The sequence below is a fragment of the Arthrobacter sp. KNU-44 genome (assembly GCF_051843155.1).
Lineage (GTDB): Bacteria > Actinomycetota > Actinomycetes > Actinomycetales > Micrococcaceae > Arthrobacter.
Genome location: NZ_JBPXNG010000002.1, coordinates 1340631 through 1357301 on the forward strand (window position 1 = coordinate 1340631; position 16671 = coordinate 1357301).

At 63.1% G+C, this 16671-nt stretch carries 11 protein-coding genes and 2 pseudogenes; 6 read left to right on the plus strand and 7 right to left on the minus strand.

Annotated elements, in window-relative coordinates; genetic code table 11:
• Positions 1-28: 28 nt before the first annotated feature.
• Positions 29-1079 (plus strand): annotated as a pseudogene (locus tag ACSVHC_RS07025) (transposase); the annotation flags it as partial.
• 121 nt (positions 1080-1200) lie between these two features.
• On the opposite strand, the pseudogene acs reads toward ACSVHC_RS07025, so the two are convergent.
• From acs to ACSVHC_RS07045, 4 genes and pseudogenes are all read right to left on the minus strand, one after another.
• Positions 1201-3200 (minus strand): annotated as a pseudogene (acs, locus tag ACSVHC_RS07030) (acetate--CoA ligase).
• 310 nt (positions 3201-3510) lie between these two features.
• Complete coding sequence (pntB, locus tag ACSVHC_RS07035) at positions 3511-4986, minus strand: Re/Si-specific NAD(P)(+) transhydrogenase subunit beta (protein WP_439180687.1); 1476 nt, start codon at positions 4984-4986, stop codon at positions 3511-3513.
• The gene (locus ACSVHC_RS07040) at positions 4983-6539 is read right to left on the minus strand and encodes a Re/Si-specific NAD(P)(+) transhydrogenase subunit alpha (RefSeq protein ID WP_439180688.1); all 1557 of its coding nucleotides are present in this window, start codon (positions 6537-6539) and stop codon (positions 4983-4985) included. Before ACSVHC_RS07040 ends, pntB begins: the two co-directional genes overlap by 4 nt.
• Before the next feature lie 259 nt (positions 6540-6798).
• Positions 6799-7761 carry an isocitrate lyase/PEP mutase family protein gene (locus ACSVHC_RS07045; protein ID WP_439180689.1) on the minus strand — a complete coding sequence of 321 codons (963 nt, stop codon included), beginning with the start codon at positions 7759-7761 and terminating at the stop codon, positions 6799-6801.
• Positions 7762-8049: 288 nt separating this feature from the next.
• Here ACSVHC_RS07045 and ACSVHC_RS07050 point away from each other — a divergent pair, with 288 nt between their 5' ends.
• The 4 genes from ACSVHC_RS07050 to ACSVHC_RS07065 all read left to right on the plus strand — a co-directional run bounded on the left by ACSVHC_RS07050 (position 8050) and on the right by ACSVHC_RS07065 (position 11752).
• A complete protein-coding gene (locus ACSVHC_RS07050; protein WP_439180690.1) occupies positions 8050-8961 on the plus strand; it encodes a LysR family transcriptional regulator in 912 nt (303 codons plus the stop codon).
• Positions 8962-8993: 32 nt separating this feature from the next.
• Positions 8994-9389 (plus strand): nuclear transport factor 2 family protein, encoded by a 396-nt coding sequence (locus ACSVHC_RS07055; RefSeq protein WP_439180691.1) that lies wholly within the window; start codon positions 8994-8996, stop codon positions 9387-9389.
• A gap of 264 nt (positions 9390-9653) precedes the next feature.
• Positions 9654-10754 (plus strand): zinc-binding dehydrogenase, encoded by a 1101-nt coding sequence (locus ACSVHC_RS07060; protein WP_439180692.1) that lies wholly within the window; start codon positions 9654-9656, stop codon positions 10752-10754.
• The gene (locus ACSVHC_RS07065) at positions 10751-11752 is read left to right on the plus strand and encodes a D-2-hydroxyacid dehydrogenase family protein (protein ID WP_439180693.1); all 1002 of its coding nucleotides are present in this window, start codon (positions 10751-10753) and stop codon (positions 11750-11752) included. Before ACSVHC_RS07060 ends, ACSVHC_RS07065 begins: the two co-directional genes overlap by 4 nt.
• 78 nt (positions 11753-11830) lie before the next feature.
• On the opposite strand, the gene ACSVHC_RS07070 is transcribed toward ACSVHC_RS07065, so the two are convergent.
• The 3 genes from ACSVHC_RS07070 to ACSVHC_RS07080 all read right to left on the minus strand — a co-directional run bounded on the left by ACSVHC_RS07070 (position 11831) and on the right by ACSVHC_RS07080 (position 15145).
• Positions 11831-12952: a zinc-dependent alcohol dehydrogenase gene (locus ACSVHC_RS07070; protein ID WP_439180694.1), complete on the minus strand. Its 1122-nt coding sequence runs from the start codon at positions 12950-12952 to the stop codon at positions 11831-11833.
• Between the two features lie 64 nt (positions 12953-13016).
• Positions 13017-14552 (minus strand): TRAP transporter large permease, encoded by a 1536-nt coding sequence (locus ACSVHC_RS07075; protein ID WP_439180695.1) that lies wholly within the window; start codon positions 14550-14552, stop codon positions 13017-13019.
• Positions 14549-15145 carry a TRAP transporter small permease subunit gene (locus ACSVHC_RS07080; protein WP_439180696.1) on the minus strand — a complete coding sequence of 199 codons (597 nt, stop codon included), beginning with the start codon at positions 15143-15145 and terminating at the stop codon, positions 14549-14551. The genes ACSVHC_RS07075 and ACSVHC_RS07080 overlap by 4 nt, the downstream gene beginning before the upstream one ends.
• Before the next feature lie 227 nt (positions 15146-15372).
• Here ACSVHC_RS07080 and dctP point away from each other — a divergent pair, with 227 nt between their 5' ends.
• Positions 15373-16614 carry a TRAP transporter substrate-binding protein DctP gene (dctP, locus tag ACSVHC_RS07085; protein WP_439180697.1) on the plus strand — a complete coding sequence of 414 codons (1242 nt, stop codon included), beginning with the start codon at positions 15373-15375 and terminating at the stop codon, positions 16612-16614.
• Positions 16615-16671 lie beyond the last annotated feature (57 nt).

Here is a 16671-nt window from a genome sequence, read left to right on the forward strand (position 1 = left end):
AGGTGCCCATATGGCGACGAGACCTGGGGCCGATGCCGCCCGTGAGCTGGTGAGGATGGCCTAAGAACAGGGTCGGGCGGTGACCGGCCCAATGGGCTGCCCAAGCAGCTGACCAGGACCGTCATCGAGACCGCCCTCAACGAGGGAATGACCGAGCACTTCGGTTATGAAAGGCACGACGTGGCAGTCAAGATCACCGCCAACTCGCGCAACGCCGCCCGGCCCAATCCCGTGCTGACGGAGTCGACCGGCTCGGTGCCGATCGAGGTTCCGCAGGACAGGGAGGGCACCTTCGAACCGAAGATCCTCGTCAAGCGCCTGTTGCGGCTGACCGGGGTCGATGAGAGGGGTCCTCTCGGTCTACGCCAAAGGCCTGACCACCGGTGAGTTAGGCACTCATTCGCGGTGGTCTACGGCCCCTTTGTGTCCAAAGAGACGGTCTCGCGGATCACGACCGCTTGCTTGAAGAAATGGCCGCCTGGCAGAGCCGGCCGTTGGACGATTTCTCGGAGATCGTTATCGACTCCATTGCCGTCAAGGTCCGGGACGGGCAGGCCCTCAACCGCCCGATCTTTGCGCCCATTGGGGGTTACTTTGGCCTGGGAGAAGCGCTTCCTGCGCCTGTGGCCGGGGACTGCGGGAAGAGTGCAAAGTACTGGATGAGCGGCCTCACCGACGTCAGGAACAGCCTGATCGGCGACTGGCTCAAGAGCTCCCCGCGTTCAGCATCATCCACCTAACCCGCAACACCGTCCGTCTGGACCGAAGCAGGACCTCAAACGGGATCTGAAACTACACCGCAGTGAACGCCACGGCGGCCCGGGCAGCGTTCGAATAGCTTACAGAGCGCTGGGCAGGAACACGGCCGATGGTGGGGCTCTGACAAAACGCTTGGGAAAGTTCGTCCCGGTCCAAGACTGCGACGTGGAAATACGGCACGTGGTCTGCGCGACAAATGATCGAATCACTGAACGCCCGACTGGTGTCGGAAGGGCCCGATCGACAACGCGCTTGAAGCCCGCTTGACCGCGTTCGCCATCACTTTCAGCGACCGATTCCTGGCTGCCGAAAACTACTAAAAACAAACCGCCGAATAACCGTTCGGAAGACAGCCCAAGGCGACGGGCAAGCACAGGGGTAGTTTGCAATTTGGCTGTTAAGTCATTGGCGTTCCAAAGCCGCAGAAGTCGTTCTCATCAGCTATACGCGGAGTGACTGCGCGATCTGGGCCATGATGGTGGGATCGGAGAGGGTGGTGGCGTCGCCGGGTTCGCGGCCTTCGGCGACGTCCTTGAGGAGGCGGCGCATGATCTTCCCTGAGCGGGTCTTGGGCAGTTCGGGGACCACGAGGATGTGCTTGGGTTTGGCGATGGGGCCGATTTCCTTGCCGACGTGGTTGCGCAGTTCGGCGACGGTGGCGTCGCCGCTGTCCTGTCCCGACGGGGCGGACTCGCGCAGGATCACGAACGCGACCACGGCCTGGCCGGTGGTTTCGTCGGAGGCCCCGACGACGGCGGCCTCCGCCACCCAGGGGTGCGAGACGAGCGCGGATTCGATTTCGGTGGTGGAGAGCCGGTGCCCGGAGATGTTCATGACGTCATCGACCCGGCCCAGGAGCCAGATATCGCCGTCGTCGTCCTTCTTGGCACCGTCGCCGGCGAAGTACATGCCCTCGAAACGGGACCAGTAGGTCTCCTTGAACCGTTCCGGGCCCCCCAGATCCCGCGCAGCATCGCCGGCCACGGTTCGCGGACCACGAGGTAGCCGCCGTGCCCGTCCGGGACGGACTCCCCGGCCTCGTCCACGACGTCGATCGCGATGCCCGGCAGCGCCACCTGCGCCGAACCGGGCTTGGTCGCCGTGACTCCGGGCAGGGGTGCGATCATCTGCGCGCCGGTCTCGGTCTGCCACCAGGTGTCCACGATCGGGGCGGGGTGGGCCTTCTTTTCCCCGTTCTTGCCGGCGTTGGAGCCGATGACGTCCCGGTACCACATCCAGGCCTCGGGGTTGATGGGCTCGCCCACCGAACCCAGGACCCGGATCGAGGACAGATCAAACTTTGCGGGGATGTCCCGGCCCCATTTCATGAACGTCCGGATCGCCGTGGGGGCGGTGTAGAGGATGGAGACCTTGTACTTTTCCACGATTTCCCACCAGCGGCCCTGGTGCGGGGAATCCGGGGTGCCTTCGTACATGACCTGGGTGGCGCCGTTGACCAGGGGCGCGTAGGCGACGTACGAGTGGCCGGTGACCCAGCCGACGTCGGCGGTGCACCAGAACACGTCCGTTTCGGGGTGCAGGTCGAAGACCGCCTTGTGCGTGTAGGCGGTCTGGGTCAGGTACCCGCCGGTGGTGTGCAGGATGCCCTTGGGCTTGCCCGTGGTCCCGGAGGTGTACAGGATGAACAAAGGGTGTTCGGCGTCGTGCCCGAGCGCGGTGTGCTCGCCCGAGGCGGCGCCGACGGTGTCCTCCCACCACTGGTCCCTGCCCTCGTGCCAGTCCACCGGCTGGCCGTTGCGCCTGACCACCACGACGTTCCGGACCGAATGGCCCGCTGCGGAGAGGGCCTGGTCCACGGCCGGTTTGAGCGGGCTGGGCTTGCCGCGCCGGTAGGTGCCGTCCGCGGTGACCACCAGTGTGGCCTGGGCGTCATCGATCCTCGAACGCAGCGCGTCGGCGGAGAACCCGCCGAACACCACCGAATGCACGGCCCCGATCCGGGCGCAGGCCAGCATCGTGATCACCGCTTCGGGGATCATGGGCAGGTACACGGCCACCCGGTCCCCCTTCGCCACCCCGAGGGATTCGAACGCGTTCGCGCACCGTTTCACCTCGTCGGTGAGCTGGGCGTAGGTGTAGGAGCGGGTATCGCCGGGTTCGCCCTCGAAGTGGATCGCCACCCGGTCCCCGAGCCCGTTCTCCACGTGCCGGTCCAGGGCGTTGTACGCGGCGTTGATTTCCCCGCCGACGAACCACTTCGCGAACGGCGGCTCGGACCAGTCCAGGGCCTGGCTGAAGTCCGTGTCCCAGTCCAGCAGCTCCCTCGCCTGCTTCGCCCAGAACGCGGGACGGTCCGCAGCCGCCTCCGCGTAGACTCCGGCGCCGACTACCGCGTCCGCGGCGAACTCAGCAGTGGGCGCGAACTTCCGTTCCTCATGGAGAAGATTTTCAAGGGCGTCAATTTTCTGTGCTTGGGACATTGAAAATCCTCTCAGGTTTGATGGTTCGCGGGGCATCACTTCTTCGGAGACCGCTCTAGTAGCTCGTGCTTGTGGTGGAGCAGGAACTCATGCCGGTAGTGGAGACCAATCCACGGGGATGCGCACAGTTCATCGATGTTGATAACCCGTCGGGGCAATCGTGCTTCTTCCGCGTCAGACACCCGCTCCTGCAACTTGGGGCGGAATGCCTGCCAAACAGGGCTATCGGGACTAAGTCGGTGACTAAGCATCGTCTCTTCTCTCGTCTTCCTCTTCAATTGGGTTCTGGCTACGCATCGGGTACTCCTTGTTAGAGGGCTTTGAGGATGTCTTCGACGCGTTGTTTGGCGTCGCCGAAGAGCATTTGGGAGTTCTCGCGGTAGAAGAGGGGGTTCTGGACTCCGGCGTATCCGGCGGCCATGGATCGTTTGAAGACGATGACGTTCTCTGCTTCCCAGACGCGCAGAACGGGCATGCCGGCGATGGGGCTTCCCGGGTCCTCTGCCGCGGAGGGGTTGACGGTGTCGTTGGCCCCGATCACCAGGACCACGGAGGTGCCGTTCAGGTCGTCGTTGATTTCGTCCATTTCCAGGACGATGTCGTAAGGGACTTTTGATTCGGCGAGGAGCACGTTCATGTGCCCTGGCAGGCGGCCGGCGACGGGGTGGATGCCGAACCGGACGTTCACTCCGCGTTCCCGGAGCTGGTGGGCGAGTTCGGCGACGGGGTATTGGGCCTGGGCGACGGCCATGCCGTAGCCGGGGGTGATGACCACGCTGGTCGCGTTGGTGAGCATTTCCGCGGTGGCTTCGGCCGTGATTTCCCGGTGCTCCCCCTGCTCTCCGGCGTCACTGGTGGTGGGTGCTGCGATGCCGAAGCCGCCGGCGATCACGGAGATGAAGGAGCGGTTCATGGCCTTGCACATGATGTAGGACAGGTACGCGCCGGAGGATCCGACCAGGGCGCCGGTGATGATGAGCAGGTCGTTGTTCAGCAGGAACCCGGCCGCGGCTGCGGCCCAGCCGGAGTAGCTGTTGAGCATGGACACGACGACGGGCATGTCACCCCCGCCGATGGAGGCCACCAGGTGCCAGCCCAGACCCAGGGCCAGGACGGTGACGGCAACCAGGAGCCACAGCTTGGGGTCGTTGACGTACCAGACGGTCAGGACCGCGAACGCGGCCAGCGCCCCGAGGTTGATGGCGTTCTTGCCCGGCAGCATGAGCGGCGAGGATGTCATCCGGGCCGAGAGTTTCAGGAACGCCACGATGGAGCCGGTGAAGGTCACGGCCCCGATGAAGACACCGATGAACACCTCGGCGTGGTGGACATTCATCAGCTCCGGGGACAGGGCGGGGGCCTCGAAGTGGCCGTTCCAGCCCACCAGGACCGCGGCGAGGCCCACGAAACTGTGCAGCAGGGCAATCAGTTCGGGCATGCCCGTCATTTCCACCACCCGGGCCCGCCACAGCCCGATGGCCCCGCCGACGGCCACCGCGGCCACGAGCAGCACCAGTCCGGTCAGTCCCGCGCCGGTGCCCCAGGCGCCCAGGAGGGTCAGCCAGATGGTGGCCGCGAGGGCGATGACCATGCCCGTGATGCCGTAGATGACCCCGGAGCGGGCTTTCTCGTGTTTGCTCAGCCCGGCCAGGGACAGGATGAACAGCAGGGCCGCGACAACGTACGCGGCCCCGGCGATGGACTCGGTGGTCAGCGGCCCGGTGACGGTGTCAGACACGGTGAGGCTCCTCGATAGTGTTGCTGCGGCGATGGTTGCGGTGCTCATGAACGGGCCTTCCCGGCAGAGAACATCGCGAGCATGCGCCGGGTGACGGCGAAGCCGCCGAAGATGTTGATGCTGGCCAGCAGCACCGCGACGGCGGCCAGGACCTGCATCACGGGGTTACCGGAGGTGACCTGCAGCAGGGCGCCGACGACGATGATCCCGGAGATCGCGTTCGTGACGGACATCAGCGGGGTGTGCAGTGCGTGGTGGACTTTGCCGATGACGTAGAACCCGACCACGACGGCGAGCATCAGCACCGTGAAATGCTGCGGCAACGGCGCCGGGGCGACCGCGTTGACCAGGAACAAGGCAGCGATGCCCGCGGCGAACAGGCCCGCCTTACGGGCGGGGCTGAGCCCCGGCTTCTTCGCCGGTGCGGTACCCGCGGAGGCGGTCCCGGCGTCGGGCGTCACCACGGGTGCGGCGGAGACCTGGACCGGGGGCGGGGGCCAGGTCTTCTCACCGTCCCGCACCACCGTCACGGAGCGCTGGACGACGTCGTCGAAGTCGATCTTGAGCTGGCCGTCTTTGGCCGGGGTGAGGAGTTTGAGGAGGTTCAGGATGTTCGTCCCGTACAGCTGGGACGCCTGGGCCGGCAGCCGGCCCGGCAGGTCCGTGTACCCCAGGATCACCACGCCGTTGTCCGTCACGATCCGTTCCCCCGCGACGGAGCCTTCGACGTTGCCGCCCTGCCCGGCGGCCATGTCCACGATCACGCTGCCGGACTTCATGGCGGCGACGTCTTCGGCGGTGAGCAGCTTCGGTGCAGGGCGTCCCGGGATCAGGGCCGTGGTGATGATGACGTCCACCTCCGCCGCCTGCTCGGAGTAGATCTCCGCAGCGCGGGCGTTGTACGCCTCGGACGTGGCCTTGGCGTACCCGTCCGTGGACTCCATGACGTCGGCGACCTCGACCTTGAGGTACTCGCCGCCGATGGACTTCACCTGGTCGGCGACCTCGGGCCTGGGGTCCGTCGCCCGCACGATCGCGCCCAGGCTGGACGCGGCCCCGATCGCCGCCAACCCGGCGACACCGGCACCGGCGACCAGGACCTTCGCCGGCGGGACCTTGCCCGCCGCGGTCACCTGGCCGGTGAAGAACCGGCCAAACTCGTGGGCTGCCTCAATCACGGCCCGGTAGCCCGCGATGTTCGCCATCGAACTCAGGACATCCATGGACTGCGCCCGGGAGATCCGCGGCACCGCGTCCAGGGCAAGGGCCGTGATCGGACGCTCCGCCAACGCCTCCACCAGCTCCGGCCGCAGCCCAGGGCTCAACGACCCGATCAGCGTCGCGCCCTCGGCCAGCCGGCCGAGTTCTTCCTCGGTGGGCGGATTGATCCTCAACACCACCTCGGACCCCCACGCCTCATCGGCCCCGACAATCCGGGCACCGGCCGCGGCATACGCGTCATCACGGAAGGAGGACAGCTCTCCCGCGCCCTTCTCGACCACAACCTCGTAGCCCAAATCGGCCAATTGACCGACCGTTTTAGGCGTCGCCGCCACCCTCGTCTCCTGGCCTAACTCGGCCACAATCCCAATACGCGTCACGTTCTCTCTCTCAGTCATCTGCGTGCCCAGGCGAGATTCGTGGCCGAGCACAACCGGAACTATTCATTCTTCGGGCCGTCAACAGCCTCCCAACCGTCGCTGGGAACGAGGGAGCACTACGACGAAATCGCAAGCTTTACTTTTGTATAAGTACTATATTTATAGTGATTATAATAATAGGAGAATTCTTCAATAGACAACCCGGATTCCACCAAAACCAGCTGCCCCGCATTGCACTGCCGCACCGACCGGACTTGTTTCAGTCTTCGTCGCCGCCTGTGTTTGCATAGTCCCGTTGGAGCTCCTTCGGAAGATACCTCTCCTCCAGCAACCGCGCATCGTCGTAGCCAGGCTTGAGCAGGTGCTCGCCCCAACCGACGTATTGTTCGCTGCCAGCCGCGGAGTCGATCAGCTCCCGGAAATCGTCCACGGCGGCAACTTCGCCGCTATTGCGCACTTCAAGAAGTAGCTTCCAGACCTCATGGATGCCGGGCAAGATGAACGGTACAATCTGAATCTTTTGCCCGAAGGCGGCCAGCTCAGCGGTTGGCAGGGTCCGGCCAGCCCTACGGCTCGGTATCGCATAGGCCGGTCCAGGAGTAGCCTCGATGGCGATACGGACTTCCTCCCAGGAGTTGAGTCCTTCATAAAAGATGACGTCCGCGCCAGTTTCCTCCTTGTAGAGGACGCCACGGCGGATGGCCTCCTCGAGACCGCCGCCCTCCGCGCCATATCCGTCGGTGCGTGCCACGATCACAAAGTCGGGATCAAGCTCGTCACGGGCGTCAATGGCCCCCTGCAGCCGGCCAATGGCTTCCGCATCTGATACGAGGCGTATACCAGCCCGCCCACCGGCCTTCTTTGGTTCGGACTGGTCCTCAATGTGAATGCCGGCCACCCCGACCCGAATAAATTCCTGCACGGTCCGACGAACGTTTACGGGACCGCCGTATCCAGTGTCCGCGTCGCAGTAAACCGGGATTTCTACAGCCCTTACCACACTGGCGGCCTGCTGCACCACTTCCGTCATCGTCATGTAGCCGACGTCGGCCACACCGCCTAGCCACCACGCGGACAATCCGCCGGAGACCTCAAAGGCTTCGAAGCCTGCCTGCTCGGCCATCCGCGCGTGTATCGGAAGCACCCCAAAGGGCATCAGCGTTGTGCCCGGCCGGTTGAAAATTGCCTTCAGCCTGGTTGTCTTTTTCTCGGAAGTACCCACTATTGACTCCTTTGTCATTACACATTCTGAGGCTTGACCACCCGCGGAAGCCCGTGAAACCACGGACAGCCGAAGGCACGCGTTCCCGCAGGCCTGTGCCGCGCAGCTCCGGCATTCGGGCCAACTCCGGGCCCCTACGCCGGGTCCACCATAAAATTTGCAGGATAGATCTTTACATTTCAATCATTACACATAAACTCGGTTAAGTGGCAGGAGAAGTCCCGGGCACACCGAGAGCCGCCAACCACCTGAGCAAAACCAAGATTCCGACCAAGGACCACCCCACTCATGCCCGATCTCAACAGACTGCGCCATGCCGTAGCCATTGCCAGGGAGGGCAGCTACAGCGCGGCAGCCATCGCGATACCGCTGTCCCAACCGGCCCTGACCCGCAGCATTCAGTCCTTGGAGCGCGAATACGACGTCACCTTGTTTGACCGGGGCAAAACCGGCACAAGGCTCACCCCCGAAGGCGTCCAGTTTGTCGCCCAAGCCGAGCGCCTGCTTCACCACGCCGAAGCCGTGGACGATGAGCTGCGTAGCGCAGCAGCCGGCCGGGGGGCTTTGGTGAGCTTCGGTTTGGGACCGGTTTCCGCGTCATGCTTCCTACCCGAAGTCCTACCGATGTTCGCTTCCACCGGAGACGGAATTCGGGTCAGGATTCAAGTCGGGTCCAACAGCATGCTGCGCGATTTACTCAGAAGCGGAGAAATCGATTTTTATATCGGCGGAGTCCCTAGGGATTCGGACAACTTCACCGTTGCAAGCGGGGTGCGCACGAAGCGCATCGGAAACTTGTCGCAGCTTGCCCTCCTAGTCCGCGAGGATCATCCGCTACTAGCGGTCCCGTTGTCAGCAGACACCCTGTCCCAGTATCCCGTGGCTGCCGGAACCTTTGTCCGGGACACTTTGAAGGGCACGGATCTTGATGCTTTGGGCATCCGGACGCCGACCATCGAAATGGATGATTATGAACTCTTAGCGGGGCTCGTCCGCAGCAGCGATGTCATCCTGGTGGCCAGCTCCGTCCTGAGCCGGCAGCGCCCCAACCTCGGCCTCGTCCGGCTGCCCCTTGAAGTCGCCCAGGACCGGCACTCGATCTACACGCTGGTCTCTTCGAGCGAACGTAAATTGTCGGCCGCCGCCGAAGCCGTGGTCCGCCGCCTCCTCGAAGTGATCGGCTCCTCCTTTGACGGATGACACCAGCCCCAAAGTAGAACAGGAACCGCCGGATGAACCCTGAAATCTTGGCCGCAGCAACCCAATTGGCCAATCGGTACGGACACGTCGTGGACAATCAGGATCTCGACGCGCTGGGCGAGATCTTCACAAATGATGCAGTTTTCGACGCTTCGGCGGTGGGCGGAGCTGTATACCGCGGGCTGCCCGCCATCCGGGAATTTTTCAGCGTAGGCTCGACCGTCCATCCGCCGGCCCACCACACGACGAACGTCTACGTGCATGAACGCGATTGCGCCGTGCGGGTGTCGAGCAAATACATCGTGGGTCCGTTCGAGGGACTGGCCCGAACCGGAGTCTACGAAGATGTGCTGCGGCAGCAGGAGGGTGCCTGGCTGATCTCCGAACGCAAAGTCTTCCGGCGGTGGCCGCCGGTGGAGGCGCGTTAGGAATAATTCGGCCGACCGCGCCCCGCCTTCCGCCGCCGGGACCGAAACGCCACTGAGAGACAGCTTCCACTGGGCCCCGGATGATCTCCGCACGGAAGACGCTCGGTGCGCGGAAACAAGTACTGAGTCTCGCAGGACGCATCGAATATCATATTAATGTTAGTTAACATTAAACAACGATCTTCACTGCGTAACAACGCAGACGCGGCCGTTTTCGGCAGCCATCGACCCAATCCGGCAATACAAAAGGGAAGTGAGGAGCTCATGCGCACTGGTTTGCATGCGTCTTTTGATATCCGTTCGAAGAAGCTGACCTACCTTGAGTCCGAGGTGCCTGCACCCCCGGAGGGAGGCCTGGTTGCCCGGATCACGGTGGCCGGGGTCTGCGGCAGTGATGCGCACCGCCTAGTAGGCGATGTCCAGGATTCCACCGGCCCCGTCTCCTTTGGCCATGAAGCAGTGGGCATCGTTGAGGAGCTTTCGGAAACGACCCTGACGGATTGGGCAGGTGCACCGCTGCGCGTGGGCGACAGGGTCGCATGGTTCCCAGGGTCCACCCCGTGCCTTCGCTGCTATTCCTGCCGTGTGCTGCGCGAGCCGTGCGAAAACAAGCTCTGGCCGGTCTCCTCCGACGTCCCCAACGCCGCGGGCTATCGGGAGTTCGCGACGTTGTCCGCCCAAGTGCCCGTGTTCCGCGTCGCTGAGAGCGTCCTGGACGAGGAAGTGGTCGCGCTAGGCTGTGCCCTGCCCACCGCAATCTCCGGAATGGAACGGGTCGGCGCCATCGAAACCGGACAGACCGTCGTGATCCAGGGCAGCGGCCCTGTCGGACTGGCCGCCACGATGCTCGCCGGGCTGAGTGCAGCACGCCAAGTCATCCTGATCGGCGCGCCGGCGGCCCGGCTGGAGATCGGGCGGCAATTCGGGGCTTCCTCAACGATCGATATCACCACCACGACGCCGGAGGATCGGCGGGAGGCGATCCTCGAGCTAACTAATGGCCGGGGGGCCGATATGGTCATCGAAGCCGCCGGACACGTATCCGCCTTCGAAGAAGGACTGGATCTCCTAGCGCGAAACGGGCGCTACCTGCTTTCGGGGCTCTACTCAGGGACCAAGACCGTCCCCGTGAATCCGGTCCTGATCAATAACCGGAACATCCGCATCTTCGGCAACCTCGGTTCACGCCCCAACGCCGGGTATCAGGCCCTCAAGTTCGTAACCAAGCACCGCGAGCGCTTCCCCATCGGACAGCTTGTCACCCACCGATTCCCGCTCAGCCAGACGCGTGAAGCCATCGAAAGCATGGCCAACGGCAAAGCCAACAAATCGGTGGTCCTTCCGGGATTGGAACCCTCCGCATGACCGGGCGGCCTCGCGTGGCGGTCATCAACGACTACCTCCGTATTGCCCCTTCCATGGCTGACTGGGACCGTATCGGCGAGAGGGCGCGGGTCGAGTTCTTGCATGAGCCATTTCGCGACGAGGATGACGCAGCCAACACCCTTCGGCCCTTCGAAGTCCTCTGCGTCATGCGCGAGAGATTGCCCTTGACACGCAGCCTGTTTGAGCGGCTCCCGCACCTGAAATGCGTGATCACCACCGGCAGGGCGAACCGAGCGATCGATTTGCAAGCGGCCGAAGATGCAGGGGTGCTCGTCTTGGGTACTGCGAACGGCGAGGCGCGGTTAGCCACTGCAGAGCTTACCTGGGCCCTCATTCTGGCTGCAGCCCGGCGGATTCCCCAAGAGGACCGCGCCGTGCGGGGCGGGAAGTGGCAGACATCGCTAGGGACGGCCCTGCACGGAAAGACTTTGGGCCTCATCGGGCTGGGCGGCGTCGGATCCCACGTGGCCAAATATGCCCACGTCTTCGGAATGAAGGTACTCGCCTGGAGCCCGCGCCTTGAGGTAGGCGCCGCACTCAAGCAGGGCGCCGTCCGGGTGGAACTCGAGGAGCTCCTGTGCAGCAGCGACGTCATATCGGTCCACATGGTCCTTACTGAACAGACTCGGGGGCTCATCGGCGAAGAGGAGCTCAGCCTCATGAGGCCGGGCGCTGTCTTGGTCAATACGTCGCGGGGGCCCCTAGTCGACGAACGCGCGCTCGTCGCAGCCCTTCGGACCAAGTCCATTGGCGGAGCGGCCCTAGACGTCTTCGAGGAGGAACCCTTGTCCCGGGACCACCCGTTCTTGGGTCTGGATAACGTTATTCTGAGTCCGCATGTGGGCGGGTTCACGGACGACGTCTACCGGGAATGGTACGCGGGAACAGTGGAGGGAATCCTGGGCTACCTCGACGGCGAACCGATCCGGGTAATTTCCTCTGGGGGCTTCCCTGACGATGTGGCAAGGGCGCAATAAGGCCGACAGTGGGCGCAAAAGCGAAAGGGCGGCGATGCAACGGGCATCGCCGCCCTTTCGCTCCAAATAACCAAGCCGTCAGTGCGTGAATGTTGGGGTTACTACGACATTCACACTCTTGGTCCCAGGGATCTTCCCTTCGAGAGTGTCGAGTGCTTCTTCGAACCGGTCGAATCCGAATACATGCGTGCGCATCTTCTCAAGATTGACCTGCCCGGTGATCAGCATGTCGGCGGCGGTGCGATACGCGGCAATGCTGGAGTTGGCGGCGCCGATCACACGGATGTTCTTAGAGGTGATACGACCAATCGGGAAGCCATCAACGGTGGCTTCCTTGACGCCGATGTTGACAAGAGTGCCACCGGCCTTGAGCATCTGCACGCCCTGCAGTGTAGTGGAAGTGATCTTCGGAACGGTGTCAATGACTAGATCGACACCCTGACCACCAGTGAGGGATAGGACTGCTTCAACCGGATCCTCTTGCTCGACGTCCACAACCGCGTTTGCACCGAACTCGAGCGCAAGGTCGAGCTTGTGCCGGTCTCGACTGAGGCCCGTGGCAATAATCAGACCGGACCCCACGGCGCGCTGCGCGGCCACGATCGCCAGACCGCGCTGGCCGCTGCCGAGGACCACCACCGACTGGCCCACCTTGTGGCCGGGGGTCATCACCGACCACTGGATTGCTCCACCAAGCGGATTCCAGAGCGTCGCGTTCAACGGGTCGAAGTTCGCAGGAAACGGATAGACGATCGCTTCCGGATCGAGATAGACATGCGTGCTGTATCCGCCCCACAACCCCGGTGACTCCGTCGTCGGGATGAAACCGTACACGGGAACGGGGAACCGACCGGCGGCACACATGTGCATGCGGCCATCCGTACAGGGTCCGCACTTGCCGCACGAAATGACGGGGTTCACGGCGACGCGGTCACCGATGTTCAGGCCCTCTCGATGCTTAGCCTTCGGACCCATGTCCTCGATGACACCCACGATCTCATGACCGTTGATTCGCGGGTACTTCCGATCCGCGGGAACATTTCTGTCTTCACCCAGGAAGGATTCGACATCGCTGCCACAGATGCCGTTCGCCTCGACTCGCAGCAGGGCAGCACCCGGCGGCAGCGTCGGGAAGGGGATCTCTTCGAAGTGTTGCTCTCTTGGTCCGGTCTGAACGAGCGCCGTGGCTGTGCTGGTCATTCCTGCTCCTCACTGAGTCGAGTGTCCAAGCGGACGTCATGTCTTTCGCAATCCCCTGCGATCACTACTTCTTCCCTGCATGCTGGGGCAACCATAGCGCCAACTCCGGCCAGGCGATCAGAATGACCAGGGCCAGGACGGCGGCGCCGATGAACGGCGCCACTCCTTTGAACACGTCGGCAAGCGAAAGCTTGACGCCGGACCCCTTCATCGCCTTCCTGCTCAGCGCGAGGACGATGAAGTTCAGCACCCCGAATGGTGGAAGGACGAGGTTGATCTCGGCCTGCACGATGAGGAACACACCGAACCAAATCAGGTCGACGTGGAGCGCCGCCAACGGTGCGAGGAAGATTGGGACAGTCAGCAAGATCAGGGGCAGGGTTTCGAGGAAGATACCGAGGATCAGGTAGATCGGGATCAGGAGCAGCAGGAATTCGATCTGCGGGAGGTTGAGACCGACCACCCAGTCTGCGACCACGTTCGCCACGCCGCTCAGCGCCATCACGCGGGTGAGCAAGTTAACACCGATGAGCAGAACGAAAATCCCGGAAACCACCGACACAGCTTCCAGCATCATCGACGTGAAATAGTTGCCGATCAGTCGCCCGGTCGACACCGTCGCCGTCGTCCGCTTCTTCTGTGACCGGTGCTGAAAGATGATCGCGAACAGCCCGACCACGATCGTGATCGCCGCGCCGTACGCCCCCGCCTCGGTTGCCGTGAAGACACCCAAGAAGATGCCACCGATCACCACCACGATGATGACGACCACAGGGATCAGAGTTGTCAGCGAAGCGAAGCGTTCCCGCCACGAGAATTTAGGGCCGCGGGGCGCGGACTTCGGCGATACCGTCGCCCAGACCAGGATGACGGCAACGAAGAGCAGCCCGATCAAGATACCCGGGAGGATTCCGGCGATAAGCTGCGGTCCGACCGGAGTTCCCGCGACGCCGGCGTAGATGACCATCAGCACGCTCGGTGGGATTATCTGGCCGAGTGTACCGGCCATCCCTGTCGATGCCATGGCAAGGCTCGGTTTGTAACCCGCTTTGATCATCTTCGGGATCGAGACCCGACCGATCGCGTAGGTGATGCCGATCGTGCTGCCGCCTGCGGCATGGATGCCGGCAGCCGCAAAGTTCGTCGCGATCGCCAGGCCACCGGGAAGCCGCCCCAGCCACTTCAAAGCAGAATCGTATGCCTTGTCCATCAACCCGCTCTTGCCCAATGCGATGCCCATCAGGACGAACATCGGGATGACGCTCAGCGACCAGGACGCGAATGCACTGTACACGGACTCTTCAAGCGTCGAGGCGAGCGGTTTCACCCCGCCGAGCAGCAGTAGTCCGAGGAACGACGTCACTGCCATGGCAATGCCGACCGGGACTTTCAACAGCATTAGCGCCATCATCACAAGGATCACGAAGATGCCTACGAGCAGTGGGGCCGTTGGGAAGCTGACCAGGTATACGATCAGCAGCACCGCGGCGATCCCCACGATTACCAACGCGATCTCGAAACGGCGGCCGGCTCGGTTGGGCCGGTCTAGGTTCGGCGCAGCGCTTGTCAGCGTACTCTCGGATTCGGTCTCCAGACTCATCGGGTCCCCACCTTCACATCATCAAGCTCGTTGAAATCGAATGCTTCGGCCTCAAGTTCGTCGGCATCGTCGGGGACAAACACCTTGACTGTCGCGGCCCGGAGCAGCTGCGCCGCGGATTGCAGGAGCAGCACGGCGAGGCCGACCATGACGGCCCACCGGAACACCCAGACCGGAAGCCAAGGGGTGCCAACGGCACTCTCTTCAAGGTCAGTAGAGTCGATCGCCTTCTCAACGCCGAACCAGAGCAGGAATCCGACGGTGAAGAGCATCAGCGTCATGCCCAGAATCTCGATGATCCTCTGCGTGCGCGGCGAAGTGGGAGCGGTCAGCAGGCTCACTCGGACCATCTCTCCGCGCAACAGAGCGAAGCCGAGACCGAGTGAGACCAGGGACGGCATCCAGGCGAAGGTCACCAGATCGAGCGTGCCGGGCAGCGGCTGTTTGAAGGCGTACCGGCCAATGACGTCGATGATGACGTTGATCATCATCCCGAGGGTGGCGATCCCAGCGAGGGCCGCGGTTGCCGTGCTGATTCGATCAATCCATTTGAGCCAGGCGAGCCGCTCGATCGAACGTCTGTCCGAAACCATGTCACCCTCCTCCGCGGTAGACCTTGAATCAACCATCATCAACTCCTTCGTCGATGCCAACAAGAAACCGGTGCGAGTCCCTGGGGCCGAGCAAAACCAGGTCTCGCGAATGAATTCGATGCTATTGCTTACTTGCAATTATTGCAACATTAGAAAAGATTCGCTTTACTTGTCTCCAAGCGGCGCGACGATGCGACGCGGCGACACCTCACCCCAAGGAGTTCTGAGTGATTCGCAACAAAAGGTTCCAGCTCATGATCGGCGCCGTCGGCGCCATTTCCCTGCTCAGCGGCTGCGCTCTCAGCAACGCGGCGACCGATACGAAGCCCACGGCGGCGGATTCCGGTGGGCCCGTCAATTGGAGTTCCGTTGCGCCGGTCAAGCTGACCGTCTCCAGCATCTTCCCCCCAGGTTCGACTGCCGAGGATTTGCTCCACAATTGGATGGACGCGGCCACCAAGGCGACCGGGGGCACCGTCACCTTCAAGGTCTACGAAGGCGGCGTGCTGCACCCGGCCACCGAGGCCCTTACCGCACTCAAGTCAGGCCTGACCGACGTCACGTTCGTCAGCAACGGCTACTTCCCGAAACAGCTCCCGATCTCCAACTGGGATGACATCGTTGTGCAAACTGCGACGAACGGATGGGGCTACCCAGACGTGAACATCGCCGGAATCGGCCAGCAGCTCGTGCACTACGAAGGTGACAGCGCCGCCGCGGCAGAAATGAAGCAGAACGGCTTCATGCCGCTTCTCCCGATGACCTCCGGCCCGGCTGCACTGACATGCTCGAAGCCGTTCTCCACCCCGGCGGACCTCGCCGGCCGCCAAGTGCGCGTGGCGAACACGATTTCCCAGGGCGAGGAGCAGTCGCTCGGCATGGTCGGTCAGTTCACCGCATCGAACGACCAGTACGAGGCCCTTCAGCGCCACGTGCTCGACTGCGCGGTCAACGCGACGACGACGATCCTGTCCGGCGACTTTGCCGCGATCACGCCGTGGATCACCGTGATGAACACCGCGCCGACCTCCGGTGCGAACTGGGTGCTCTCCACCACCGCCTGGGACAAGCTCGCCCCGGCGCAACAGAAGGCGCTGCTCGCCGCCCGGATCCAGCCGTTGACCCAGTTCGCGAAAGCCACGCTCGACCAGTACGCGCAGCTCGGCGCCGCAGCAAAGAAGGGTGGCGGCGGGATCGTCGACCCGACGCCGTTCAACCAGGCCATCACGGCATACTGGGCAGGCCGCCCGGACATGAAGTCCATCGCACCGAAGGGATTGAAAGACCCCGACGCATCAATAGCGCTGACTAACTCGGTTGCTCAAGCCTGGCGAAACCTCTCCCTCGACAAACTCAAAGTGCCGAAGTCCAGTACCAACATCGACACTGATCTCGGCCTCGGCAGCAGCGTCGTCTCTGACTGGAACACCTGGCAAGACGCACTGGCCAACAAACTCGGCGCGAAGTGAGTTCCTAGGCCGTAGTAACAAAGTCGGCATGAGCCCCTGCTTCCCTGTTCCCAGAGG